This window comes from Alteromonas macleodii ATCC 27126 (assembly GCF_000172635.2).
Classification (GTDB): Bacteria; Pseudomonadota; Gammaproteobacteria; order Enterobacterales; family Alteromonadaceae; genus Alteromonas; species Alteromonas macleodii.
Map to the genome: position 1 here is coordinate 2,207,171 of NC_018632.1, position 26,292 is coordinate 2,233,462.

Sequence of the window (26,292 nt, forward strand, 5' to 3'; positions counted from 1 at the left end):
CAATAATGGGGTCAGAGTACATTTCTTCGTTTTAATAAGTGTGAATGTTAAAAAAGTACTCTGACCCCTTTACTCCTGAGTGAAAGACTAAAGGTCTGTATCTGAGTTTGTGCGCCTTAAATTATTCGATAAATGAAACTTTCACAGTGACTAGAAGTAGGTAAAAAGAGCAGTCGCAGAAAAACACATTTTAATAATGGGGTCAGAGTACATTTCTCTAATAAGGCATGCTGACGAATTTCAGAGTTTCTCCCCCACAGTTTTGAAATCACGTATAGTTAAATTCGTTTGTTCTTAAAAGTACTCTGATTTAACGGCATTGGGGGATAAGGGAATAATTATGTCCTGATGTTTAAAGCAATAAAGTACTCTGACCCCAATTTGAGGCCTTCTGAGTGGGCAATTATCTTTGCGGATTGGTATATAGTGGATTACCCATCGGATTCAATGGTGGGTAGACATCCACACCTCTAGCTAGATGGCCTAAAACTATAGTCTTTATTAGTTTGCGACCTTAATACAGTGTGTTGCGAGAACCCGTTTGGGCCGGTGTTTCGTTAAGTGCTGGTTTTCTAGGTTATTTATGCAAAACAATTAGATGAGTGGTTATGCGTAACCTATCTTGGGTGGTTGTACATAACACCGAAGCGCTTAACGGCAGACTTTCCTTAGTCTGCCGCCAGAATTTTAATTCTGTGTTGAGAATCGTGATAGGTGTTTAATAGCCTGACTTAATAAATCGACATTTAGCGCTTCTTTGCTGCGCTTGCCGGTCGCCATGTCGCTTATTTCATAGCTGCCGTTACTAAGTACGTCAGTACGCTTATTGTCATGGAACACAACAATGCGTTCACCAGAGGTGCTAACTAGCCATGGTCTTGAAGGAGAAAGTAAGCTTTGGCCAGTAGAATAAAACGTAGCAGGGGCGTTGCATCCCAATGCTCCTAAAATAGTAGGCGCTAAATCTTCCGTGCTGGCTAAGCTAGCATTCAGTTTAAGGGTACTGTACAGCGTGCCTTTGCCACTTTCGCTACCAAAGCCAGTTGCAACAATCACATCGTGTTTGCGCGCTAACGTGTTTTTCACATAGCTTTCGATATCAGCACTCTTCAAAAACGCAATATGCAAACCATCATGATTGTTGCTCAGTGGTTGCAAATATCCCGCTAATTGAGGCAACGGCAACGCTTCATCGCTGTGAATAGAGACCGGCATGCCAGACCCCAATGGAAGCGCTAATAACACCGGACGCTTTTGAGATAAAGCGTCTTGGTATATTTCGGGAACACCAAATAGCGTAGTAGTCATTAAGCCTTCTATGCTGCTGGCCGTCGAATAGTAATTGGCTACTTTGTTTAAGGTGTTGCGCTTGATGTTACTTAAGTCCACCACCTGTACGTTATCAGTCTGGACAACCACGGTTAAGTTTCTATTAGTTTCAATAGAACAATAAACCGGCTCGGCTGGGTAAGTGATATTGTGAATATCAGGGTTGAACTGAAGTTGTTTTCTTTCTTCATAAGCCGCTAAGTCAAGCAAGCCATAACGCGACATAGTCGTTTTAGCAGTCGCAGGATAAGAAAGCGGAAACATGTTGTCCTGCTTGATGATAGGTTGATACAACTTGGCATCAGCCCACACGTGTATAGCGTGACTGGTAACAAAACAGCTGACAAAAAATGTAGTAACAGGGATGCCCACTTTATGGCGAGTGAAGCGTTCAACACGTTTCCAGATTGCATTGGCTAAGACCAGCTGGAAGCCAAGCCAAACGATAAACAGAAGAAATAAAAATGCCCACTGTTGCCAGCTTTCTATCGCCATTGTTGACTGAGCTTCACTGCGCAGTAAATCCGCGGCGTGAAAACTAATATGGAAGCCTGTGCGATTAAATAGCAACGCATCGAAAGCCAAGAGCGCTAGCCCCACAGCTGCAATAATAGACGCGCTGACCTTTATGACTCTGGGGTTGTTAACCAAATAGCAAAGAGGGAGAATAAAAATGACAAAGCCAAAAAAGGTCATAAAACCAATATGACCGAACCAGTTGGCTAGAAGATACAAGGTGCCGACACCTGTGCCAGGCATAGGTGATGAGAAAACAAAAATCGAGGCAATAACTATGGCGATGATAATGTTCGCCAAGGCAAACCAATGCCCCCAATTTACCAGTTTAGTAACACGCTGGCGACGAGGTGATTCGGCAAGTATCATGCAATCCCTTAGCTATTTTTAACGCTTTTCTTGAGTACGTCGGCAAATTGCGTTGCCATGGCTTCGCGATTTTCAGGGGCTACCTGAGTATTTAAAATGTGCGTAATGACATTTCCTAATACCATAAGTGAAAGATCGCGGTTTGCACCGCCTTCTTCAAGGGTTAGAATAACGTTATTCATTAGCGTTTCGAATTCGTCGTTGCTATAGCGGCTCTGTTGGGGCATTGCTACGCCTCTTTTTTATGATTTCTTTGATAAAAAGAATGGTTTTACACGTAAAATGATTATAATCGTTGTTTGAGTGAGTACAATCATTCATTCTAAAATCCCGCAATTCTTTGGATATTTCTGACACTTTTTAAGCAACAGGACACCCGATACTCTATGAGTGCACTGATTCATCACTTTGTTGTACATCGTTTGATTGTAAACAAAGAAGAGAAAATTGAAGCAATTCCACGTGACAACTGCTTAGCTGTTACTCCGGAAATCGAGCTTCTTGCCCATCAAATAAACCACAGTTTCAATGCTAAACCTGGAAAAGGGGTTGGCCACTTCGTGAAGGAAGTTACCCGTGAAGCAAAAGTGGAGAACGAAGATGGCGAAGCGACTACGCAAAAAAGCACCGAGAACGTAGCAGAGTTCGCGGAAGGCCTTAAGCAATACATGGATATTCAAAAAGCGGCGGGTGATAACGTTGAAGATGCATTCCATGCGTTTTCGGTATCAGCGACCAATCGCTTAGTTCGCACTTTGGCAGAAACGGGTACGGTTGAGACCGGTTTTCTTATTTTCTGCCAGTATGAGTATTTAGCCACACAGTATTTGATGATTGCATTGTTAAATACCCGCTCGCACGTTGAAGTGACAAACTCTTTAGACCTTTCCGCGCGTGAACACTTGGATTTAGCAAAAATGCAGCTCGCTGTGCGGTTCGATTTAACCCAGTGGGATATTCAGCCAGAACAGCAGCGTTACGTTAGTTTTATTAAAGGTAGAATGGGACGTAAGGTATCAGACTTCTTTATGCAGTTTGTAGGCTGCGAAGAGCTGGTTGATGTTAAACAGCAAAATAAACAATTGATTTCTACAGTTGATGCCTACCTAGCCAGTGAGTCACTAGACCCGCAAGAGCAGCACCAGCATAGGGAAGAAGTTAAATCATACTTTAAAGAAAAGATTGATGCGGGCGAGAGTTTATCGGTAGATGAACTGGCTAACCGACTCCCACAAAATGAAGAAACTAGCAGTAACTTTTCTGCGTTCACACAGTCTATGGAAGTACCGCTTGAAAAAGAAATTCAGCCAGACCCTGCAGCGCTGAAACAACTTGCTAAATTTACCGGTCAGGGCGGTGGTATATCGCTTAGCTTCGAACGCAAATTAATGGGCGATCGGGTATTTTACGACCCAGCTACGGATACGCTAACAATCCGTGGAATTCCACCTAATTTAAAAGATCAGCTTAATCGCCAATCTTCAATGGACTAGTCGCTGCGAAGCAAAGATAAAAAACGTATACTAGTTAGTAGAATATAAACTCGATTCAAGGGTGTTATGCAATTATTTGTAAATGATTTGACAGTGATGGACTTCTCTTACCTTTGCCCAAAACGCGGCATGGTAGGGGAAAGCTGGATTGTCGATGTGATTTTGGACGGTGAGCTCAACGAAGAGAGCATGGTTCAAGACTTTGGTCACGTGAAAAAGAACTTAAAGCGACTAATCGACGAATATGTTGATCACAAGTTGCTTGTACCTGCTGAATACAGCGGTTCAGAGGTTATTCACGACGACGATTCTGAACAGGTAGAAGCGCGCTTTACCTGCATTGATGGGCGTAGCATCATGCTACATTGCCCCGCTGAAGCTTATGCATTTGTTTATTCTGATGAGATAAACATGGAATCTGTTGGCGTTTACTTAAAAGAAGTATTGGCGACTCATCTTCCAGAAAACGTAGAAAACATTACGCTGCATTTACGTGAAGAAGTCATTAATTCTCCGTATTATCACTATACCCACGGGCTTAAAAAGCACGACGGTAATTGTCAGCGCATAGCGCACGGTCACCGTTCGCGTATTGATATTATCCTTGACGGCAAAGTGTGTGTTGAAAGTCAGCAGTATTGGGCTGACCGTTGGGCCGACATCTATATAGCCACCCGTGAAGACGAAATAGCGTACAGCGACAGAAAGCTTAAAGGTCAAGTTTCAAATGAAGCGGATTACTACTGTTTTGCTTACGAGTCGTCACAGGGCTATTTTGAACTATTAATTCCTAAGTCAGATTGTGAAGTCATCGAAACCGACTCAACAGTTGAGTGTTTGGCGCAGTATCTGCTTGAAGAGCAGAAGAAACGCACGCCTGACGGCGTTTGCCAAGTTATCGCTTATGAGGGCGTAGGTAAAGGCGCCACAGTAAAGGGTTAACATTTGACCACAGCTCGTTATAGGGAAAGGAAACAACTATGGCATTCACGCTTTCAAGAAACGCATTGCATAGCGCACTATCTCGTGTAATGAGTTGTGTAGTGGCAATTAGCACAGTTGCCTCTATGCCATTTGCTTACGCAGATGTAGAGTTAAACGGCCAAAACGAAGCGTTATCTAGTCAAGAGCAAGTAAACGTTGTGTTGAACGGTAAGTTTACGCAAGGCGCCTTACTGCGCGGGCAAGCTCCCGCTGGGGCCAAAGTAACGCTTAATGGCGAAACTGTTCAAACCAACAAAGACGGAAAATTTGTTGTTGGCTTTGAACGGGAAGCGCCACTGCAGCAAACGTTGGTTGTAAAATTAGACAACGGCCAAAAGTGGCAGCGAGACATTACCCTTGAAAAACGCGAATACAACATTCAGCGAATTGACGGGCTAGAGCAAAAAATGGTTTCTCCGCCAGCAGAAGTGACGGCGCGTATTAAGCAAGACAATATCAACGTAGCTAACGCGCGAAGCGGTAATACTGATTTAGATGCATTATTCACCCGGTTTGAATGGCCTGCTAAAGGCGTGATTTCTGGTGTGTACGGTAGTCAGCGTATTCTAAATGGCGTGCCGAAATGGCCGCATTATGGTTTGGACATCGCCAATGAAACGGGCACGCCTGTGTATGCACCTGTTGATGGTGTGGTAACAATGGCTGATGATCTCTATTATTCGGGTAACACCTTGATTCTCGACCACGGCATGCGCGTGTTTTCAACGTTTCTTCATATGGACACTATAACGGTAGAAGTGGGTGAAACCGTTAAGCAAGGCGAGCAGATTGGAACAATAGGTTCAACAGGGCGCTCTACAGGCCCGCATCTGGATTGGCGTATTAATTTGGGCAACACTCGTTTAGACCCACAGACTATTATTTCGGGGTCGCCTGAACAGTAACCATTAATTTGATTTAGCTTTAACAGTCATAAAGAAAAAGGCGCTTTCAGGTAAACTCTCAAAGCGCCTTTTTAGTTTTTACGCTACTGGGCGGTGTTATTTCCCCAGCCACTGATTGAGCTTTTCTTCATCAGTGATTTCAAAATAAGCCATTTCTTTTCTTGCTTGAGTTACCTCAAGAGGCAGAGTTAGAAGCCGCCCGTCTCGAATAAGCGTTAATTCTACCTTTGGCGTTTGGGCATTATCTAATAGGCGCTGAAGCTTCTGGGCATTGACGATATGACCGTCTAACCCAATAATGACATCGTTTAAAAGAATACCTGCCTTCATAGCGGCAAGGCCTTCAAATACCTGCATCACCGTAAGTCCGAAGGTAGCTGGCTTTAACGTGGCGCCAAGCTGATTTTTAATAGCAGGCAGCGAGGAGGCACCGCCTTTATCTTCAACTGACACGCGAGCACGAACCGCATAGTTAACGCCCATTTCAGATACTAACGAAGCCAATTCTACATCGTCTGTGCCATACACCACGCGATTTAAGTATTCTGAAACATCAATGCCAAAATGCGTTGTACATAGATTTTGGATCACGTCATCAGGCGTACCTTTTTCATCCACGCCATAGTGTTTCCACAATAACTGCATCAAGGTATCTAAATTCACTTGTTCGTTTGACTGTTTACGAAGGAGTAAATCTAACCCAAGGGCGATAATGCCTCCCTTGGTGTAATAACTCACGATATTGTTAGTAGCGCTCGCATCTTGCTTATAGAACTTTGTCCATGCGTCGAAGCTACTTTCTGCTGCACTTTGTTTAAAGCGACCTGCGTTTTGCAAAAGTCGACTGACATTTTGCGCAACAATATCGAGGTATTTCTGTGGTTCAATAACGCCGGCTCTAGCAAGGGTGACGTCATCATAGAAACTGGTAAAGCCTTCATAAATCCACAGCTGATTCGTGTACGTTTCCTGAGATAAGTCTGGTTTCACCATTACGCTAGGTTTAATGCGCTTAACATGCCATGTGTGGAAAAACTCATGGCTGCACAGACTTAAGAATGTGATGTAGCTGTCGGTTTTTTTCTCACTTTCACCAACTTGAGGAAGGTCGAAGCGAGGGTAAAGAAGGGCAGTAGAATACTTATGCTCTAAACCGCCAAACCCATTGTCGGCAAGTAGCGTCATAAACAGGTAGTTATTAATAGGTTGTGGAGCACCAAACAAATCTAGGTGGTGCTTGCAAATTGGCGTTAAGTCATTTGCTATGCGCTCATAATCAATATTGTTGTTACCTGAGAAAAGTAACGTAAACGTAATGCCGTCAACCTCAAAGCTGTGAGTGTCTGCAATGCCCACATAAATGGGATGATCAATGAGCTCATCGTAATTTTTTTCAACGAAGTGCCACCGAGACGGGCTTGTGCTTTCACAACGAGAAGGCATTGACGTATAAGCCTTCCAATCTGCGATTGTCGAATCGCTGTCGTTAAGCTCAATGTCCACCTCACACGGCACGTTCTCGAAGCTGGAAACGTTTAGAAACGCACTGGTTCCATTTATAAACGCATATTGGTCGTTCATAAAAGCAGAGCGAATAGATAAGTCGTTGGCATAAACCGAGTAAACGACCGTACATGGTTTTCCATCTGTGTCTACACGCCAAGTTTGTTTATCGAGCTTAGTTACCGAAAGGCTATAAACGCTTCTATGGCCAACATTTTCAGTACTATGACCTTCAGAAGTGTTTGCAGTTAGCTCGATAATGCTTTTGGCAAAATCGCGCACCATGTAGCTTCCCGGGATCCAGCTTGGAAGGCTAAGCTCAATTGATGAGCCAGAATGCTCAGGTATTTGCAGCGCGACAGTAAATTGATGGGCACGCCAATTGGAAATAGTTAACGTATAGCGAAGAGCAGAGGTCATAAACGTCCGAAAAGATAAGCAAAACTATCCCTCAACTATATCAACCTATTGAGTTAATCCCAATAGATTGCCTGCTACAAAGGGGCAATATTTACGTTTATTGATCATGGTTTTCAATCGTAGTATTGATAAGTTTTTGTTTGATGCGTACATTGAGTTAATTGACATTAAATCCAGCAATAACAAATACAAATGGCTGAAAAAATACAAAGCAATTTACTAAGCGAAGATAATTTGGAATCGTTGCGTACGCTGGTACCCGGCGATACAGTAGATTTACAAATTGCTATGCCTGCAGCGCCAAAGCGTGTGAAGACTGACTACATAGGCATGCTTATTGATGAATGTTTGCTTTTTCATATTCCAACATCGGCGAAGTGGATTACCGTTAGGGATGCTCTGACTGTTGGCAACGATATCGTGGTGCGTTCTGTGCTTGAGGGCGATACTGGCCAGGTTATTGCGTTTAAAGTGAAAGTACTCAAATTGCTTTCAAAGCCATCAGGCTTACTTATTACAACCTTTCCAAAACGTATTGAAAGTATAGGGCTTCGCGCTGTAAAGCGTGCTCAACTTGGCGTTTCAGTAACGTTAGAAGCTGACGTTTATCCCAGTGACGAAAACGTAACGGGGATCATCATAGATTTAAGTGAAAAAGGGTGCAAAGTAGCGTTACAGGTCAAGCCAAATTGGCCGGTAATGCTCGATGAAGCTGAGGTTAAGCTAAACTATTCGTTGGACGGTAAAGAAGTAGCGCTTACTGCAAAAGTTAAAAATCATAAGCTTGATAGTGATGTGGTTTATTATGGGCTCGCCTTTACCTGTGAAGAAAAATTGATAAAAACGCTGTTGTCCCGACACACATTGTTAACGTAGGAAAACAATAGTTGGGTGCTCTTTAGATAATAATCAAAATAACGGGCTAAGGGGATCTACATGAGAAGTATTGAGCGACTTTTAATGCAGTACGGTGAAAGCCACCAAAACAAGACCAACGTTATCATCCATGCTATTGCCGTACCCAGCATCTATTTTGTAACGATAGGTTTGCTGTGGAGTTTGCCGGTACCTGAAATGATAGCGCAGTTCGATATAACGTGGGCGCATATCATAGCGGTTCCCGTATTGTATTATTATTTTATGTTGTCTGGTCCGATTGGGGCTGCAATGACCCTCTTAACTATACTGTGTTTCGGTGCAGTTAATACCCTAGACCACTTCAGTATCTCAGTATGGTTATTTTCTCTTGTACTGTTTGTCGTTATGTGGATTTTGCAGTTTATTGGCCATCATATCGAGGGCAAAAAGCCTTCGTTTTTTGACGATTTGCGCTTTTTGCTGGTTGGCCCAGCCTGGTGGTGGGTGCACTGGCTGAAAAGAATGAATATCAGTTACTGAGCTTATTCAGCGAATTGATATAGCCAAAACATGTCTAATTTCAAGATTTTGCCCTGCGACAAGAAGCATAAGGGGCACGACCAAGGCGCTTGGGTCGTGGCAAGGCTTGCGTATAATCTTCTTATAAGTTTTTAAATTGGTAATATTGTGAGTCGCTTTCAGCGTGTAATAGAAAGTAATGAACGTTTATTTTGGACATTGCACAGTGCAGGCTGGGCAGGGTTCGCAATAATTTATTACATCGGATCTTTTCTCCATGATGTTCGACCCATTTGGGTTTTCATCATCATGCTTAATGCCTATGCAGGATGGTTGCTAACCATTCCGCTTCGCTACATCTATCGATGGGCAAGAAAGCAATCTCCGCTCAACATGATCATCATAGTGATTGTGTCGTGCTACTTAATTGCTTTGCTATGGGCCGTGGTAAAAAACATTAACTACTGGGAAATCTACAAGCACGGATATCGCCCAGACGAATGGTATATGTATTTTACCAACACTATTAACTCGCTAATAATGGTGGGGTGTTGGAGTGGTGTGTACTTTGGCATCAAGAACTTCCAAATGCTTCAAAAAGAGAAGCAGAACGCGTTAAAGGCGAGTACCATGGCGCATCAAGCTCACATAAAGATGTTGCGCTATCAACTCAACCCGCATTTTCTCTTTAATACGCTTAACGCTATCTCAACCCTTATTCTTTTAAAAGAGAACGACACAGCAGAAGCGATGGTGTCGCGTTTGAGTGACTTTCTACGTTATTCATTAGACAACGACCCGATAAAGCGAGTACCGCTAGGTCAGGAAATAAAGGCATTACGACTCTATCTAGAGATAGAGAAGGTACGTTTTGACGATCGTCTAGAAGTGCTATGGGACATCGATGAAGGGTGTGAAAGTGCACTTGTGCCGAGCATGATCTTGCAGCCCATTATTGAAAACTCAATAAAGCACGCCATATCTAAGATGGAAAATGGTGGTCGTATAGCGATTACGGCACGTACATTTGGCAATGATTTGTTAATGGATGTTGCCGATAACGGCCCTGGTGCAGATATCAAAGACGGAACACTTAGTCGAGAAAACGGCGTAGGCCTAGCCAATATAAAAGAGCGTTTGCAATCCCTCTATCATCGTAATTTTGCATTCTCTATAGAACACAATCAGCCTTCAGGCGTGCGAGTTAGAATACGCATTCCCTATGAAGTTAAGGACGTATAACATGACAAAGCAAGTGATTAAAACCATTGTAGTGGACGACGAACCTTTAGCACGCAAGGGCCTTCGTGCCAGGTTAGAGCGTCATGATGATGTACAGGTGCTTGCAGAGTGTCAGAACGGCCTAGAGGCTGTAAGTAGCATTTCTCAACATCGTCCAGATTTGGTGTTTTTAGATATTCAAATGCCTGGCTTAAACGGCTTTCAGGTTATTCACAAGTTGCGCGAACTGAAACAGCCCATTCCCATGATCGTTTTCGTAACTGCATATGACAGCTACGCAATAAAAGCGTTTGACGTGCATGCTTTAGATTATCTGTTAAAGCCAGCAGACGACGAGCGCTTAGGTGCGGCGTTAAACAAAGTACGTGAATATTACTCAACTCAACATCAAGATGAGCAGTCACAAAAATTGGTAAGCCTTGTTGCTGAGCTTACTGGCGATGATTGCGAAGAGATTTTACGCAAGTTAGCTAATGGTGAGCCGGTTGAAACCAATCCATACCCAGATGTATTGGCTATTAAAGATGGCTCAGAAGTAACGCGCGTAAACGTTCAAGACATTCAATGGATTGATGCTGCAGGTGATTATATGTGCGTTCACGCACTGGATGGCATGCATATAATGCGGAAAACCATGAAAGAACTTGAGCAGGAACTCAACCCACAGTTCTTTGTTCGAGTGCACCGTTCAGCTATTGCTAATATCCGTTTTGTTAAAAAGTTAGTGAGCCATATTAGTGGCGAGTATCATTTAATACTTCAAAATGATACAGAGCTTAAAGTGAGTCGCAGTCATCGTGATAAAGTGAAAGCGGCAATGAAAATGTAAAGAGGCTTGAGCATTAAGTAGTATAAGGCGGTGTTTTATTATAAAGCACCGCCTTTTTTGCTTTTACAATCTATAAATGTTTCAAATTAAACAGCGTCTGAACCATCTTACTTAGTCGCAGCTGTATCTTTCGTTCATTAGGGTGCGCATAGCGTCAACCCGGGCTTGATTGAGGGGCTTTGTTTCTTCCCAAGTTTTGGGTAGGGGTACGGTAATAGGGCGCTGATTAACTTCACCAACCATTATGTTGGTGACGTCGCTTCCTACTAAGCTTATGGCGAATTCGCCAAGAGTAGTGGCGAGTAGTCGATCCTGTGCTACCGGCGAGCCGCCACGTTGGACATGTCCCAAGGTTACTGGCCTAACGTCGTTGATATTGTGATACTGCAAAGCTTCGGTTAATCCTGTTAAGCCATTAGGCCAAACGTTTTCAGCTACTACAACAATAAAACTGACGGGCCCTTTCAAAGCACGCTGCGCTTTTATCTGGTTTACGATCTTTTTGATTTCAGTCTCAGCGGATTCAAAAAACTCAGGAACAACCACATAGTCAGCCGCAGCGGAAAGGGCACCATTTAATGCTAAAAAGCCAGCATTGCGACCCATTACTTCTACAAGGAAAATACGTTCGAACGCATCAGCTGTATCACGAACTTTATCGATAGAACTCATGGCGGTATCTATTGCGGTAAAGTAGCCTATAGTGGCATCAGTGCCCGCTATATCGTTATCAATTGTTCCCGGAATACCAAGAATCTGGCCATCCCATAGTTCGCTCAACTTTGCTGCGCCGCGAAAAGATCCGTCACCACCGATTACAATAAGTGTGTCGATCTCGGCCTGTCTCAAGTTATCAGCCGCTTTTATAAGCCCTTCACGATTTTTAAATTCTTTACACCTTGCGCTGTGTAGTATGGTGCCGCCTTGCTGGATAAGATTGTGCGTTGAATCAAGAGATAGAGGAATAAACTCTTGCTGTAGTAATCCGTTGTAGCCGTGCTTGTAGCCAAGCAAGGTAAAATTAGCTTTCTGACACGCAATAATTGCGGCACGTATACATGCATTCATACCTGGGGCGTCGCCACCAGAGGTTAAAATTGCGACACGTTTTGACACATTAAAGTCCTTCTTTTTACAGGCAATGCCATTAAAGTAGAGTAAAGGCTGTGCAACGTAAAGTTCTCTATTGCGGATATTTATTGCGTAATATCAAAGTAAAATTCAATTTTTCGGTACACAGCAATAAGCGTTTTTACTTGTCACGACGTAACTAACGTAAAAAAGGAAATACTATGCGTTCATTGTTGGTTGTTGTCTTTGTTATTTTTCTTACTTCATGCAGTTCTAAGCTGGCCTATAACAACCTGGATTGGTGGGTGTATTGGTACATGGACGACTACATCGAGCTTAAAGATGAGCAAGAGGAGAAGTTTGATGCGCATTTACAAAACTGGTTGAGCTGGCACAAGAAGAGTGAACTTATTCGTTATAAAGCGCAATTAGAGGATATAAAAAAGCAGATTCAGAATGACACCCTTAATTCGAGTATTGTTTATAACAACCTTGAGCTAGCTAGATCGCATTGGGAGCGCGTACGAGACGAGGTCAGTCCTGAACTAGCGGCTATGGCTAAAACACTCGATGATGAACAAGTTGTCACCCTATTTGCGGCATTAGAAAAAGACAATAAAGAAGAAGAGGAAGAGCGACAAGAGGCGCTGGAAAAGTCTGAAGCAGAGAGACTTAAAGATAGAATTGAGCGAATACAAGAAACAATAAGTGAGCGTATTGGAGATCTAAGTAAAGAGCAAAAACAAATTGTTAGCACCTACGCACAACAATTTATTTCTACAGGTGACGCTTGGATAACGTATCGCAGAAACATTCAAAATGCGGCAAGAAAGCTATTCGTTTCGCGCAAGCAAAACGAAAGGTTTGAGCAAGAATTGGTGTCGCTAATGCAAAATCCGGATAATTATAAAAGCGATGTGTACAAGCAAAGTAGTGCTCATAATATGACTGTGACAGCAACGCTACTGGCCGAGATATTTTCAACTCTTTCAGAGAAACAGCGTCAAACACTGATTGAAAACGTGGATGAGCTAATCGAAACGGTTGATAATTTTATGGATTAGTTAGTAATACTTTGGCTCAGTACTCATTCAGCTCGGTCGATACAGTACTGGCCTTCTCGTAATACAAGAAGAAAGCTGCGACTTATGGTGGTAGCACTCAGTACTAAATAAGGTATTAAGTTATAATTCTTTCCAGTCGATTTTAAGAACTTTACCTTCTTCGTTAGCAACGAAAAGGGGAAGTTCGGTCAATTTAGTGTTTTTTTGTTTTAATGTTTTAAGGTTCTCGTAGGAATACTGCCTCTGTACATGCCACTCTACCTTATTCCTTGATTTGTATTCTAAATCAATATTCCACCTACCCAGATAAGAAACCGCGCTTGGTTGAAGCGAGAAAAAGCAGCCATCGCATTCGGGTTTTTTAAAACGTCTTACCCCAATGTTCGAAAATGCTGGAGTTATCGATTTTAAATAGTATTTGCCAGTTTTAACTTTGACGAGTTTTGGGAGGTGTTTCTCGTTAGCTTGACTACCCTCGAATTGCTGTGTGCTAGGTACTTTTAATCCGCGAATAACAAATATTTCACCACTGTTTAGCTCTTCAAATGTCATTCTGTGAATACCAGCATCGGCTAGTACAAAAGACTCGTTCTGACCTAGCGCCTGTTCATTGGCGCTAACCGCGTTGATTAAAATTGCCATCAGTAAAAAAACTAACAATCTCATAGCTCACCAGTTTTCTAATTCAAAAGCCAATATATTTAGAGAGTTCATCTCTAAGGTTGGTGTATTTTTCTTTGTAAGGCGCCTTAAGTGACATATCGTCAATCAATTTAAACAACCGCTTACACTCATTAATGAGTTTCATTTCGGCTTTATCTTCTTTGATTGCAATTTGTAGAAGACATTGTAATAGATTAAGCGCAACCCCTGTATTTACAGGAGCAAAGCCTTGAGCAAGGGCGAACGAAGCTTTAGCACGTTCGTAATCTTGCTGCTGATAGTGTTGAATGCCTTCGCGGTTGAACTGTTGATAACTGGCTAAGTTTTTCTGAGCATTGAGGGCTTGCGCATCAAGCATGTTTAGACTGTTTTGGTCGAGCTCATCCTGTCTTGAAGTTAAAAGTGCATTCAACTGTAGCGCATCATCAAACTCACCCAGTTTATACATAACGTTAATACTGTCAGGAATAAACGCAGTAGGAACTTCCGTGTACTTATCATCAAGAAGCGTTTGTGACGTTGTTAAGTGGCGTTTGGCATCAATCAGCTTGCCGTCAATAGCACTAATTCTAGCGTTGACGATTGTACCAAATATATCTACGTCAAAATCTCTGTCCATTTTTTGAAGATGTTCATCGAACTTTCCTCGTTGCAGAGTAAGTAATGCTTCTTGCTGATACTTATTGCGCTGGCGCTTGTCGTCTGCAAACTCTGCGACATCTAAAAGGCTTCGGATAATACCGCACCAGTGTAAACTTGTTTTGTGAACGGTTCGTTTTGATAAATCCCAGATCGCTTGGCTTGAACTCGCTGCCAGCACTAAATCGTCATTTTGCCGACCTATCTCACAGGCTTTGAAATGCCTGGGTAGGGAGTAGGGCGACAGTTTTATTGCCTCTTTTATTGCATCTAGTGCTCTGTCGCCAGATGTCGTGGCTTGGTGTGCTTGCGCAAGAATATCGTGAGCGTCTGCATTGAACCGGTTTCGCTTTAGCGTTCTCTTGGCAATTAAAATCGCTTTCTCATACTCCTTTAAAAGCAAGTAAGTTTTTCCAATAGCTATTTGCGCCCACAGCACGGGTTTTCCGTCAATGTAGTCACGTAACACATCTAGCGCTTTATCGGGTTGCTTTATACGCCAATATAGCTCGACTAATAGCTGTTCACAGTGACCTTTATAGTGGGAAGGGGCGTCAAGTAACGCTTCGATATGGTCGATCGCACTGTTTATTTCACCCTGTTCAACGAGACTAAACGCTTGCTGGAGAAACTGTCTTTTTTGCCACGCACGAACAATACGAGACTTCAGCTGAACTTGAGAAAAGGGCTTAATTAAAAAATCATCGGGTCTACGTTCAATACTGCCTAATACTATCGGTCGAGCGCTATCTGCGCTTATCAGAATGAACACCGATGTGGGACTGATAAGCCTTCGAGTGCGCAACTCTTCAATGAGCTCATAGCCATTTTTGTTGTCAGCTCCCAAGTGTAGATCACAAATGACAATATCAAACTTATGCTTTTTACATAGTGATACCGCTTGTTCAGCAGATGACTTCGTAACTACATCAGATGCGCCCATCGAATGCATCAGCCCCTTCAATAAAAGAAGGAAAGGGCGTTGGTCTTCAACAATCAGTACTTGTTTGTTGCTAAATTGCATTTCAAATCCATGAATGAGCGCGCGATTACTTTATAGGAGTATATCTAATTCTAGATAATAAGCTTAAGAAAAACATTATCTTGCCGAAAACATAAGTATACAAATGAAGTTGTAAATAAGAATGTCGCAAGAAACTGTCGAAGCTCGTGAGCAAATACCTATTGACCCCAGTATATACTGGGAGCGCAGTGGTGTGCTTGCTAAAGCATCTGCGCAGGGAGCGTTGTTCTCTTTATATCTTGCTATGCAGCAACATAGTGTTGCCGAGCCATTTGAAATTGAAGCGGTAGCGTCAGAATCTGATGATAAAAGCAGCATCGAATCCAAGCTTGCATCGTTAAATTATTATAGAAGGCCATCGCTAGCCGCTAATGAAAGCGAATGGGGCAGAATGCGCGTTTTGTCTGAGTTAGTATCTCAAGACTATGCGGCAGCAAGGTTATATTTAAGTATGAATCCCTCTCCACTTTCACAAACTGATGATGCTAAACGTCTACCCGACGATGTAGTAGATAATTGTAGTTTGGCAACACAAAAGCGGTTGAAAAAGGAATACGCTAACACCGTGAAGGAAGATAATACGCTGCTATACGATATCCTTTCATCACAAGATAAAGAATACCATTCACAACAAGAAAATTCGTCACACTTCACATCTTTTGAGAATATTGCATAGCAGTCATTTCAATTCGTTGTTGCGTGCTAAGTTTGGGTTGACGTAGGAGCGCTAATTCGTATCCGCCCTAGTTTTTATCATTCCTTTTTGTTATATTGCGCGCCGCATTTTTGCACTGGTCTTACGCTCCAATCAGCAAAGGTTAAAATATGTCTAAATATATTGTATGCGCAATGTATAAATTTGTTGCGCTTGAAAACTTCAAAGAAATCCGCCAACCGCTTCTCGAAACAATGGAAGCTAATGGCATTAAAGGTACACTTCTTCTTGCCCACGAAGGGATAAACGGTACGGTTTCTGGTACCCGCGAAGGTATCGACGCATTACTTGCTTATTTAAACAGCGACGAGCGTATTAATCCTATTTCTTGCAAAGAATCTCTTCACGATGAACAGCCGTTCTATCGCACCAAGGTAAAACTGAAAAAAGAAATTGTGACCATGGGCGTTGAGGGTATTGACCCTCGCAAAACCGTTGGTACTTACGTAAAACCTAAAGACTGGAACGCACTTATTAGCGACCCAGATGTTACGGTTATTGACACGCGAAACGGTTATGAAATTGAAATTGGTACGTTCAAACACGCTATCGACCCTAAAACCGAAACGTTTCGTGAGTTTCCTGAATACGTAGCGAAAGAGCTCGACCCGTCAAAAAATAAAAAAGTGGCTATGTTCTGCACCGGTGGTATTCGCTGTGAAAAATCGACGGCTTACTTGAAAGAGCAGGGGTTTGACGAGGTTTATCACTTAGAAGGCGGTATTCTACAGTACCTTGAAGATGTGCCGAAAGAAGAGTCATTGTGGGAAGGCGATTGCTTTGTATTTGATAATCGCGTTGCAGTTAACCACGACTTAGAGAAAAGCCATTATGAGCAGTGCTACGCGTGCAGACTTCCAATTACTGAAGAAGACAAGCAGAGTGATAAGTATGAGCCGGGTGTAAGCTGCCCACACTGCTTTGGTACCCATACCGACGATCAAATTGCTCGCTTTAGAGAACGTGAAAAACAGGTTCAGCTGGCAAAAGAGCGTCAACAAGAGCACGTAGGAACGGAAGCGCGTTTGACCATGGAACAAAAGCGTCAGGAAAAAGCAGAAGCTCAACGTTTACGCGCACTTAAAGCAAAAGAAAATCAGGCGTAGACAGCTAGAAAGAAGGGCGTTACACTCGTGCTTATTGCAGTTGAAATAAGGAATGCGAGTGAGCACTCAACTTTCAGAATCTAAAATTGAAGAAATTAGAAAGGACTTCAGCTTTTTCGATCGTGATGGCAACGGCCAAATCGATTTGCCGGAGTTCATCGAGCTTCTAACCGTTATTTCACCAAAAACGAAAGCTAGCCACGTACAAGAAGGCTTTAAGCTTATCGATAGTAACGACGACGGTTACATCGACTTTGAAGAGTTTTTGGAGTGGTGGCAAGAAGGATGGTGGGAATACTAAGTTTAAATTTAGTAACACTTATCGTCGACTGAGGCTTTTCGATACGCTAGGCTAAGCGTGGAAACGAGGGCTAGGCCACGTAAAAGAGCCAATTGAAAACGAGTGCTTTTAAGCACTCGTTTTTTTATGTGTTGAGTTTGGTGATTTGTGTTGAGGGCGAAATGTAGCGTCCATACGATAGCCTTCACTATTGGCGTTGTTCCTTGTGTTCACATTCAGAGTTGGAGTGCTCAACACTTGATCTGACGTTTTTTATAACAGAGCGAGAACAAATCTGACAGTCTCTAGTGTACGTATAGCAGAGAATTGTCCTTTCCCATGAAAACACAGAGTATAGTTTTTCAGGGGAAACGGGTGTTACTATGAAGTCCCAGTAATAAGCTGTTACCCCCACATGTGGTGGTTCGGTCAACGAGGAATGAGATAAAGAATGGAAGCAAAAATTCAACATATTAAAATAATTAATAAAATTTACTCTTTGTTTCATACCCCATACATTTGTACGAATAATTGGGCGGTATATTTGCTATCGGACAAATACCAAGGTGATAGGCCTTTGATCACAAAGGCTATGGTTTTGCTATTTACAAGCTTACTTGATGTGGTGAGCTCACACAGCAAGAAAATAGATGGCTTTAAAAATGAGGCTGTATCAAAAAATCAGCTCCATTTAGTTCGCTATTGCAAACAATCTTACGAACTCGTTGACTCAATTATCGAGCTATGGAGTGCTTTTACCGAAGAAGAACAAATATTCATACAAGATTATAGAAATCAATTGGTTCACGGTTACCTCAATGGGCAAAATGAGAAACACATCAGAGTCAAATACATCAAGAATGGTGAGCTTAATGTTAAGTCTATGCCAGAGCGAGAATATAGATTGTTAATTAGCCAGATACATGAAAGAGGTTTGTTTGGTGATGTAGTGCTTGAGCTTGTTATGGGACTAATGAACAAGAAATACAAGTACTGGAAAATTTGGGATGAATACTCTGATAGACATGCTGAGATATATGAAAATATGCTATCAGGCAAAGAATCTAATTGGATAAGCATTAGAGCCTGATTATTTGGCTCATACGGTAGCTGCTTGTAAAGTAGGGCTAACAATCGTATCAAGTCGCTCGCAGGCTCGCTGGGACATCAAAACTACGGGGCGATTTAGTTTTGGTGCTTCGCAAGTTTGTCCCAATCGCCGCTACGTTTTGCTGCTGCCCCTTGTGCGGGCGTTATATTTAGGACTTACCCAAACTTAGTGGACATCTCCTATAACATGGATGTCCACTTTTAGTGGGTAAGACCAATTTCTATCATCATGGAGTGATCACATTGAGCCAAATCTGTAGTATCGATGACTGCACACGAGAAGTTTTTCAAAGCACAACTGAGTGTGTCCTTCATTGCAAGAAAAATGACTACTCTCACGATTTCCAAAATAACGGCATTTTGAGAACGTTTTATGATGCATTAATCGAGTATATAACTGAATCGGCTTTTGAGTGGAAAAAACCTGACAACCCAGAAATAGTAAATGCCGAGTCATTTAAAAATTACCTTCAGGAAGGTGTTGGCAGTGATGAGGTTGTCAATTTCTGCAATAACGAAGTAACAGTATTTAACTTTATCTTCTTTCCATGTAGAGAAAGCAGAGATCACTTTGACTACCTTAAACTTTTAAGAAAAATTAAAGGTGCACATTTTAACTACTGCAAGTTTACTGCGCACTCAATCGAGATTCCTAAAGTCGAAGCATTTTTTCAAGATTGTGAGTTCTTTCAATGGTGGACTATCACTCAGTCCAAACTGCTTGGAAATGTAAATAATGTATTATATCAAAACTGTACGTTTAGAGAAGATGTCAGCTCACACTTGGGTGATGAGCACAGTTCAACGCTAGATGTACCATTATTTAACAATTGCTCCTTTGATAAAAGCCTATCGTTTGAAAGTGTCATCCTTAAAAAACCTGTATTTAATAACACGGATGACGACCTTATAAAAATCCACAAGCTACGGATTGAAAATTGTGAGATAGATGGAAAGTTTGTACTTAACAAGCTAAACGCTGAATATATGTTGATTGAAAACTCTGAATTTAAAGCCAAGTTTGAATTAAAAGAAGGTTTGATTGATGAAATTGAATTAATCAACACCAATTTCAACGGACTCTTCGACTCTTATTCTACAGAGTATGGTCGTTTTTATTGTTTTAAGTGCATATTCAGTGATTTCGTAGGCTTCGAAAAATCTAAATTCGCAGCTCTGCAAGGAGATAATGAATTAAATCAATTATCAATATTTAGATATGTTACATTTTTGAGCTTTACCAACTTTAGAAATTCCACGTTCTTTCAGGGTATTGACCTAGAAAACACAAATTTAAAAGAAGCCCCGAACTTTCTGAATATAGAAGTGTTATCAAACAACACAAATAGGGAGACTCTGAGAATAATAAAAGACTCTTTCGATAAAATTGGAAATCATATCGAAGCAAACAAGTTTTTGTTCTTGAAATGGCTAAATATAAACAAGGGCTATCTGATAAGCCTTTCAATCAAGAGAAATTAATTTTCTGGCTAAATGAAAAGAGCTCTAACTTTGGCCAGAGCTATTTATTGCCTGTTTTATGGATAGTGCTTTTCTCAATAATTTATTATTTGCTAATTCTTGGCCATGAAAGCAATCTGCTATATAACTTAGTGCCGTCCGCCAACGAAGCTATAAGTTCAGTATCAAGTGTCTTAAATGGAATAGCAGCAAATATAATACCTCTCAAAAAATTACTTCGAGAAGGTATGGAGTTTACTAGCCTTGTGTTCTATGTCATTTTCGCTAGTTTGATATGGCAAACAATTGTAGCCCTAAAAAGGCACACTAGGCGTTAACGAAACATAACAAGGGCGTGCAATCTGACTCCGGAAGCTGGCGTTAGGCTGCAGATGTGTTCGTTTGAAACAATAATGATAGCTTTATGATAAAAAGACAATTCTACAGAAGTTTGATCGAACTTGGTCATGGTATCGATGATTTAGGTAGAAAAGATACTTGGAATTTAATTGAAAAATCGTTTAAAACTAAACTTTGCCCAATTTGTAAAAGTTCTGTAAGTAAATACCATCATACACCGACGTTCGCTGAAGACGAGTACCGACCTCCTTGGGATTGGGTAATAATGTCTCCTATATTGTATTTATGCGATTTTTGCAATTGGTGGAACTCAACTAAAGAAGGTCAGCTAAATGGAATTGGCTGAAATACCTATAGCCATATATTCATTACCCAGTACTAGAAGAAATCGATATTTCTAGTAATTCAATAGTAATCGATGACCTTAAACTCAACTTGCTGAAAAGTTGGGAGGATAGAAAACTTATTAGTGCAGGGGCCGCAGAGTCTCTAGTACAGTCTATATTAAAAGAACATTTATCGTGTGACGTTCTTACTTCAACCGCTAATGTTAACGACCCAGATGGTGGTATTGATCTGCATGTGTGTTCTAAAAACGGCAACATAATTAGTGCTGTTCAAGTAAAAAGGCGGATTTCTCAAAACACTGAATCAGTTTCAGAAGTAAGAAATTTTGTCGGTGCTATGGAAATAGAAGACATTAAAAAAGGTATTTTTGTAACAACCGCAGATAAATTTACTAAGCCTGCAAATAAAATCCCAGAAAAGCTCAAAAGTATTAACAGCAGGCTTGAACTTCAACTAATAGATGGTCAAAGCCTCTTCGAACTTTTAAAATGCAATATTCGTCCTGAAACATTAATTATGCCACCAGATGTTGATGAGAAATCAATTTGGATTGGGGAATGTGGCAATAGATTTACAACTCAAAGTTTGATCTATGCAGAATGAGAAAAAATAGCCTAACAAGACGCTGCTGCCGGACAAATTTTCCGCAGAGCGCGGCGTTAAACGTCCGCTATTTGTCTAAAACGGACCTCTAACACAAACGCTACTCTAAGCAATAAGTACCGGCGTCCTAAAATGCAATCCTTGGTGAATACAAATTACCAATTAGCACTGTATATTTTATTGGCTGCGGACGCTTCTACTTCTAGTGGGGCTTTATCGTAACCGTATTCAGCCATGTCGAAAAAGTGTTGGGTGACAACTTCATCTAAACTGGCTCGTTCAATCTGTAACACATGCACTAATTCGTGGGCTAACTTGGGTCTATTAAGCTCGAAATCTTTACGAGCATAAATCGAATAGCCGAAAACTTGTGCGTTAATTATTATTCCTTCTCCAACAAGTCCAACGGCTTCGCCAAACACTTTAAGCGCGAAGTTTTCGTAGGGATATGGCACTTCATCTACATAAACAATTCTTACTTTCTTAGGCTGTTTAATTCCTATCTCCACTGCTAGCGCCAATTCTTGTTCATTCAACGGTTGACCTATTTTTAAGCCTTTCATATCTGTTTCATGTGCCCACTCTATGTACTGCGGCAACAATACGCGTACTATTATTTTTTCATAGGAGAGTGCCACAACGACTATTACTATAAACAAGGCTAACGATACGAACTTTATAAATTTCATGTGGTTAAAATCCATTTTAAAGGGGGGAGTGTGTGCCGCTTACACGCATTGTTACAAACAGTTAAAGCGTGTAGTCAGCACAATCGACTTGTTGCTATATGCGTAGTAAAGCATATGATGGCGAGGTGTACTATCAAAGTGCTGTAAGAAAATGTGATTAAAAACAAAGTGAAAGGTTACACACCGCTATTCAATAGTGAATTGTGACTAGCGGCGGTGATGGTTCAAACTACGATATAGAGTTTTACTCGTCGTCGTCAGACAGAGTGTTTCTTGGCTTGCGTTTCACAGGAACCATACCAATATCTTCTCCAGACATGGTATCGACACGTTTTTTAGTGCCAGGTTTTGCTGGTTTCGCTACGCGCTTTTTACCATTTTTCGCATTTGATTGTTTCGACACTTTTTTCTTCGGGGTAAAACCTTTAAAAGACGCCGAAAATTCGTCGTGTGGTGAACACTCTAATGCATATTGAAGGTGATTCTTAAGCCCTTCGAAACTGTTCCAGTCACGAGGGCCAATTAGCGAGAATGCTTCGCCTTTTTGCCCAGCACGGCCTGTACGGCCGATACGGTGAATGTATTCATCCGCGTTCTTAGGAAGGTCAAAGTTAACCACCAATCCTACTTTTGATAGATCTAGTCCACGAGAGGCGAGGTCGGTAGTAACCAGAATACTGTGCTGTCCACGAGCAAACGCACTCATTACTGCTGCGCGTTGGCTTTGTAGCATATCACCACGAAGCGCAATAGCTTCTAAGTTTTGTTCGTTAAGCAGTGCTGCAATTCTATCGGTATCTTCACGGGTAGCTGTAAATACGATAGCTTGGTTGTAGGTACGATTGGCTAGCTCAAACTGTAAAATTTGATCTTTGTTATCAACATTGTCTGCAAAGAAGCACTTCTGTTCGATATCGCCATGCTCTGCTGTTGAGTCTCCTACAGCTACACGAACAGCGCCTTTGGTTAACTGCGTTGTCATATGCTTTAGCTCAATATTATCGAGCGTGGCAGAAAACAACATAGTTTGACGCTTTCTGTGATCAGCATAGTCGTTAATCATTTTAAGCTGAGCAGAGAAGCCTAAGTCTAACATTCGGTCTGCTTCATCAAAGATAAGCAACTCTAAACCGTTTAAATACACACTTTTATCTAATAGATGGTCGGCTACACGACCAGCGGTACCAACGATAATGTGAGGGTTACGGCGAAGCGCTTTAACTTGGTCGTTATAATTTTCACCACCCACAATAAGTGAACAAGTAAGATTTAGCCCGGTACACATTGATTTAGCTTCGATGAAAACTTGTTTGGCTAGCTCACGAGTTGGCGCAAGAATAAGTGCGCGTGGGTCTTGACGACTAAGGGCTTTTTGCGACATTAGCCTGTTTATAGCTGGCACTAAAAAGGCGAAGGTTTTACCTGACCCCGTTTTTGATGACGCAATAATATCTTTGCCCTGAATAGCTGGCAGCATAGTGCGTTCTTGAATTTCGGTTAGCGTCGAAATGTTTTTCGTTTCGAGCTTTGAAATAATTTTGTGGTGAACAGGTAAATCAGTAACTAGCAAGAAGGTATAGCCTTTTTAAAATGACATTCGGGCGCATTATCCCTTAATGCACGGTGCATTTAAAGGTTTATTGGAAAGGCTTATAAGTTTGCACACTGAAGGCAGGTACTTGTAACAATCGTTACTCAACGAAGAATATAAAGTTAAAGCAAAAATGTGAGTTAACTCAATGGTGCGCGCTTACCACAAAAGCATAAATGCTAAGTGATAAGCGCGACCTTACGATGCACAATTAAACGCAGAATTTAAAACTGCATTTCAGGTACATTTTCAGGAACAACAAGCTTTCCGCCCGTTTTCTCTTTAATTTCGTCAACGCTGACGCCCGGTGCACGTTCTTGAAGCACAAATGCGCCGTCTTCAACACTCAGCACCGCTAAGTCGGTAATAATGCGCGTAATACAGTTAACACCGGTTAACGGTAAGGTGCATTCGCCAAGTAGTTTTGGGTTACCGTGTTTGTCGGTATGGGTCATAGTAACGATTATGTTCTTTGCTCCAGCAACTAAGTCCATAGCGCCGCCCATGCCTTTAACGAGTTTGCCTGGTATCATCCAAGAGGCAATATTACCCGATACATCAACCTCAAATGCGCCAAGTACAGTAAAGTCAACGTGACCACCGCGGATCATAGCAAAGCTCTCGGCGCTACTAAAAATAGATGCGCCTGTGATAGCCGTTACCGTTTCTTTACCAGCGTTTATCATATCAGCGTCAATTTCACTTTCAGTCGGGTAACGTCCCATACCCAAAAGGCCGTTTTCTGACTGCAGCATCACGCTGATGTCATCTGGCACATAGTTAGCTGCAAGGGTAGGGATACCTATGCCTAAATTGACGTAATCGCCATCTTTAAACTCTTGAGCGACGCGCATTGCGATTTGTTCTCTACTAAGCATTACACTGACTCCTTGCTAACTACACGGCGTTCAATACGTTTTTCAAATGAACCTTGAATGACACGGTTAACATAAATCCCGGGAGTGTGGATCTCGCTAGGGTTCAATTCACCAGGCTCTACAATTTCCTCTGCTTCAACCACAGTGATTTTACCTGCAGTAGCGGCCATAGGATTAAAGTTTTGTGCTGTATGGCGATAAATACAGTTTCCGTAAGTATCTGCTTTCCATGCTTTTACAATGGCAAAGTCGCCAGTAATAGCATGTTCAAGAATATAAGGGCGACCGTTGAATTCTTTGACTTCTTTTCCTTCACCAACAGGCGTACCATAACCTGTGGCAGTGTAAAAGGCAGGAATGCCAGCACCACCAGCGCGCATTTTTTCCGCCAGCGTTCCTTGAGGTGTAAGCTCAACTTCCAACTCACCGTTAAGCAGTTGTTTTTCAAACAGGGCATTTTCACCTACATAAGAAGACACCATTTTGGCTATTTGCTTATCTTCCAATAAAAGGCCCAATCCAAATCCATCTACACCGCAGTTATTAGAAACTACAGTAAGTCCAGATACGCCCATTTTCTTAATTTGGCCTATCAGTCCTTCGGGTATACCACACAATCCGAAACCGCCCGCAATAACTGTCATACCATTTTCAAGGCCAGCCATTGCTTCTTCGTATGAGGATACAACTTTGTTAAATCCCGCCATTCTCTATCTCCAATGCATTTGTTAAAAATAAGTATCGACATTGTTGCTTCATTTGTAAAATCGAATTAATCTTGCGATTAATAAAAACTATTTATTAATCGCTGAGATCACTTGAAAAGTTTATGGATGTTTCATACCGTCAAATAAAAGCGTTTGTAGAAGTGGCCAAGTCATCAACCTTTGCTGAAGCCGCGGTAAATCTACATTTAACACAGCCAGCTTTGTCATCGGCAATTAAAAAAATGGAAGAGCAGTTAGGCGGTAAGCTATTCCAACGCAATACACGCAATGTAAGCCTAACACCAGAAGGAGAGGTGTTGTTTCCAAATGCTTTGAGGCTACTGCACGACTGGGACAATACTTTTTCTGATATTCAAAATTTGTTTGCTATGGCGAAAGGGCAGCTTACTATTTGCGCTATGCCGTCATTTGCCGAGTCTCATTTACCGAATATCTTGTCAGTATTTCATCAACGAATTCCAAACGTAAACTTACGAATTGTCGATGTAGTAATGGAACAGGTAATTCATGAAGTTACTACTGGCCGCAGCGAGATTGGGTTCTCGTTTGAGCCAGAGCGCAAAGATGGTTTAGTGTTTAAAAGCCTTTTTGCTGATGAGTTTGTTGTTGTGACCAACAAAGCACAATCAGCCCATTTAGGGGACAAGTTGCATTGGCAGGACTGTCTAAAACTTCCATTGGTAATGATGAATAGGGGATCTGCGGTACGTCATTGGACTCAATCTAAGCTAGCACAATATGGTGAGCTAAATATAATCGCGGAAACGGGGCAGCTATCTACACTAGGAAAGCTTATTCTAAATGGTTTAGGTATATCTATTATGCCGGCGATTTGTAAAGCGCAAATGGAGGGATTGGGGCTAGTAACAAAAGAAATTAGTGACATGCCTCTGGTGAAAAATATTGGAATAATTCGAAATGCGCGAAAAGGGTTATCGCTGCCGGCTCAATCTATGTGGGACATGGCCGTAGCGCATTATGAGTGAAATAATGCG

25 protein-coding genes are annotated in these 26,292 nt (G+C 41.8%); 15 read left to right on the forward strand and 10 right to left on the reverse strand.

Annotated elements, in window-relative coordinates:
• Positions 1–687 precede the first annotated feature (687 nt).
• Together MASE_RS09365 and MASE_RS09370 are read right to left on the reverse strand one after the other, a co-directional pair.
• On the reverse strand, positions 688–2,214 hold the full coding sequence (locus MASE_RS09365; protein WP_014949498.1) for a DUF3413 domain-containing protein: 1,527 nt from the start codon (positions 2,212–2,214) through the stop codon (positions 688–690).
• An 8-nt stretch (positions 2,215–2,222) separates the two neighbouring features.
• Positions 2,223–2,441 carry a YejL family protein gene (locus MASE_RS09370; protein ID WP_014949499.1) on the reverse strand — a complete coding sequence of 73 codons (219 nt, stop codon included), beginning with the start codon at positions 2,439–2,441 and terminating at the stop codon, positions 2,223–2,225.
• A gap of 159 nt (positions 2,442–2,600) precedes the next feature.
• On the opposite strand from MASE_RS09370, the gene yejK reads away from it, so the two are divergent.
• The 3 genes from yejK (at position 2,601) to MASE_RS09385 (ending at position 5,596) form a co-directional block, all read left to right on the forward strand.
• On the forward strand, positions 2,601–3,707 hold the full coding sequence (yejK, locus tag MASE_RS09375; RefSeq protein ID WP_014949500.1) for a nucleoid-associated protein YejK: 1,107 nt from the start codon (positions 2,601–2,603) through the stop codon (positions 3,705–3,707).
• 66 nt (positions 3,708–3,773) lie between these two features.
• Positions 3,774–4,649: a 6-carboxytetrahydropterin synthase gene (locus MASE_RS09380; protein ID WP_014949501.1), complete on the forward strand. Its 876-nt coding sequence runs from the start codon at positions 3,774–3,776 to the stop codon at positions 4,647–4,649.
• A gap of 38 nt (positions 4,650–4,687) precedes the next feature.
• The gene (locus MASE_RS09385) at positions 4,688–5,596 is read left to right on the forward strand and encodes a M23 family metallopeptidase (RefSeq protein ID WP_014949502.1); all 909 of its coding nucleotides are present in this window, start codon (positions 4,688–4,690) and stop codon (positions 5,594–5,596) included.
• A gap of 96 nt (positions 5,597–5,692) precedes the next feature.
• On the opposite strand, the gene MASE_RS09390 is transcribed toward MASE_RS09385, so the two are convergent.
• Positions 5,693–7,519 (reverse strand): M61 family metallopeptidase, encoded by a 1,827-nt coding sequence (locus MASE_RS09390; protein WP_014949503.1) that lies wholly within the window; start codon positions 7,517–7,519, stop codon positions 5,693–5,695.
• Between the two features lie 192 nt (positions 7,520–7,711).
• Here MASE_RS09390 and MASE_RS09395 point away from each other — a divergent pair, with 192 nt between their 5' ends.
• The 4 genes from MASE_RS09395 to MASE_RS09410 all read left to right on the forward strand — a co-directional run bounded on the left by MASE_RS09395 (position 7,712) and on the right by MASE_RS09410 (position 10,967).
• Positions 7,712–8,395, forward strand: coding sequence for a PilZ domain-containing protein (locus MASE_RS09395; protein ID WP_014949504.1), 684 nt, complete (start codon positions 7,712–7,714; stop codon positions 8,393–8,395).
• 60 nt (positions 8,396–8,455) lie between these two features.
• The gene (locus tag MASE_RS09400; RefSeq protein ID WP_014949505.1) at positions 8,456–8,917 is read left to right on the forward strand and encodes an Mpo1 family 2-hydroxy fatty acid dioxygenase; all 462 of its coding nucleotides are present in this window, start codon (positions 8,456–8,458) and stop codon (positions 8,915–8,917) included.
• A gap of 147 nt (positions 8,918–9,064) precedes the next feature.
• Positions 9,065–10,138: a sensor histidine kinase gene (locus tag MASE_RS09405; RefSeq protein ID WP_014949506.1), complete on the forward strand. Its 1,074-nt coding sequence runs from the start codon at positions 9,065–9,067 to the stop codon at positions 10,136–10,138.
• 1 nt (position 10,139) lies between these two features.
• The gene (locus MASE_RS09410; protein WP_014949507.1) at positions 10,140–10,967 is read left to right on the forward strand and encodes a LytR/AlgR family response regulator transcription factor; all 828 of its coding nucleotides are present in this window, start codon (positions 10,140–10,142) and stop codon (positions 10,965–10,967) included.
• Positions 10,968–11,078: 111 nt separating this feature from the next.
• On the opposite strand, the gene MASE_RS09415 is transcribed toward MASE_RS09410, so the two are convergent.
• Positions 11,079–12,083: an ATP-dependent 6-phosphofructokinase gene (locus MASE_RS09415; RefSeq protein ID WP_014949508.1), complete on the reverse strand. Its 1,005-nt coding sequence runs from the start codon at positions 12,081–12,083 to the stop codon at positions 11,079–11,081.
• Positions 12,084–12,259: 176 nt separating this feature from the next.
• On the opposite strand from MASE_RS09415, the gene MASE_RS09420 reads away from it, so the two are divergent.
• The gene (locus MASE_RS09420) at positions 12,260–13,102 is read left to right on the forward strand and encodes a DUF6279 family lipoprotein (protein ID WP_014949509.1); all 843 of its coding nucleotides are present in this window, start codon (positions 12,260–12,262) and stop codon (positions 13,100–13,102) included.
• A gap of 120 nt (positions 13,103–13,222) precedes the next feature.
• Here the strand turns inward: MASE_RS09420 and MASE_RS09425 are convergent, their stop codons facing one another.
• On the reverse strand, positions 13,223–13,768 hold the full coding sequence (locus MASE_RS09425; RefSeq protein WP_014949510.1) for a hypothetical protein: 546 nt from the start codon (positions 13,766–13,768) through the stop codon (positions 13,223–13,225).
• 19 nt (positions 13,769–13,787) lie between these two features.
• Complete coding sequence (locus MASE_RS09430; RefSeq protein ID WP_014949511.1) at positions 13,788–15,428, reverse strand: response regulator; 1,641 nt, start codon at positions 15,426–15,428, stop codon at positions 13,788–13,790.
• A gap of 121 nt (positions 15,429–15,549) precedes the next feature.
• Between MASE_RS09430 and MASE_RS09435 the strand changes: the two genes are divergently transcribed.
• The 6 genes from MASE_RS09435 (at position 15,550) to MASE_RS09460 (ending at position 21,411) form a co-directional block, all read left to right on the forward strand.
• Positions 15,550–16,104 (forward strand): VC2046/SO_2500 family protein, encoded by a 555-nt coding sequence (locus MASE_RS09435; RefSeq protein ID WP_014949512.1) that lies wholly within the window; start codon positions 15,550–15,552, stop codon positions 16,102–16,104.
• A 149-nt stretch (positions 16,105–16,253) separates the two neighbouring features.
• Positions 16,254–17,249, forward strand: a complete 996-nt coding sequence (gene trhO, locus MASE_RS09440; protein ID WP_014949513.1) for an oxygen-dependent tRNA uridine(34) hydroxylase TrhO — start codon at positions 16,254–16,256, stop codon at positions 17,247–17,249.
• Between the two features lie 52 nt (positions 17,250–17,301).
• Positions 17,302–17,550 (forward strand): EF-hand domain-containing protein, encoded by a 249-nt coding sequence (locus tag MASE_RS09445; RefSeq protein ID WP_039220280.1) that lies wholly within the window; start codon positions 17,302–17,304, stop codon positions 17,548–17,550.
• Positions 17,551–17,980: 430 nt separating this feature from the next.
• Positions 17,981–18,619 (forward strand): hypothetical protein, encoded by a 639-nt coding sequence (locus MASE_RS09450; RefSeq protein WP_014949514.1) that lies wholly within the window; start codon positions 17,981–17,983, stop codon positions 18,617–18,619.
• 224 nt (positions 18,620–18,843) lie between these two features.
• The gene (locus MASE_RS09455; RefSeq protein WP_148275222.1) at positions 18,844–20,121 is read left to right on the forward strand and encodes a hypothetical protein; all 1,278 of its coding nucleotides are present in this window, start codon (positions 18,844–18,846) and stop codon (positions 20,119–20,121) included.
• Positions 20,122–20,895: 774 nt separating this feature from the next.
• Positions 20,896–21,411 carry a restriction endonuclease gene (locus tag MASE_RS09460; RefSeq protein WP_014949516.1) on the forward strand — a complete coding sequence of 172 codons (516 nt, stop codon included), beginning with the start codon at positions 20,896–20,898 and terminating at the stop codon, positions 21,409–21,411.
• 155 nt (positions 21,412–21,566) lie between these two features.
• Here MASE_RS09460 and MASE_RS09465 read toward each other — a convergent pair whose 3' ends face one another.
• From MASE_RS09465 to MASE_RS09480, 4 genes are all read right to left on the reverse strand, one after another.
• Positions 21,567–22,100 (reverse strand): hypothetical protein, encoded by a 534-nt coding sequence (locus MASE_RS09465; protein WP_014949517.1) that lies wholly within the window; start codon positions 22,098–22,100, stop codon positions 21,567–21,569.
• Between the two features lie 244 nt (positions 22,101–22,344).
• Positions 22,345–23,670, reverse strand: a complete 1,326-nt coding sequence (locus MASE_RS09470; RefSeq protein ID WP_014949518.1) for a DEAD/DEAH box helicase — start codon at positions 23,668–23,670, stop codon at positions 22,345–22,347.
• 245 nt (positions 23,671–23,915) lie between these two features.
• Positions 23,916–24,569: a CoA transferase subunit B gene (locus MASE_RS09475; protein ID WP_014949519.1), complete on the reverse strand. Its 654-nt coding sequence runs from the start codon at positions 24,567–24,569 to the stop codon at positions 23,916–23,918.
• On the reverse strand, positions 24,569–25,276 hold the full coding sequence (locus MASE_RS09480; protein ID WP_014949520.1) for a CoA transferase subunit A: 708 nt from the start codon (positions 25,274–25,276) through the stop codon (positions 24,569–24,571). The genes MASE_RS09475 and MASE_RS09480 overlap by 1 nt, the downstream gene beginning before the upstream one ends.
• 122 nt (positions 25,277–25,398) lie before the next feature.
• Between MASE_RS09480 and MASE_RS09485 the strand changes: the two genes are divergently transcribed.
• Positions 25,399–26,283: a LysR family transcriptional regulator gene (locus MASE_RS09485; RefSeq protein WP_014949521.1), complete on the forward strand. Its 885-nt coding sequence runs from the start codon at positions 25,399–25,401 to the stop codon at positions 26,281–26,283.
• Positions 26,284–26,292 lie beyond the last annotated feature (9 nt).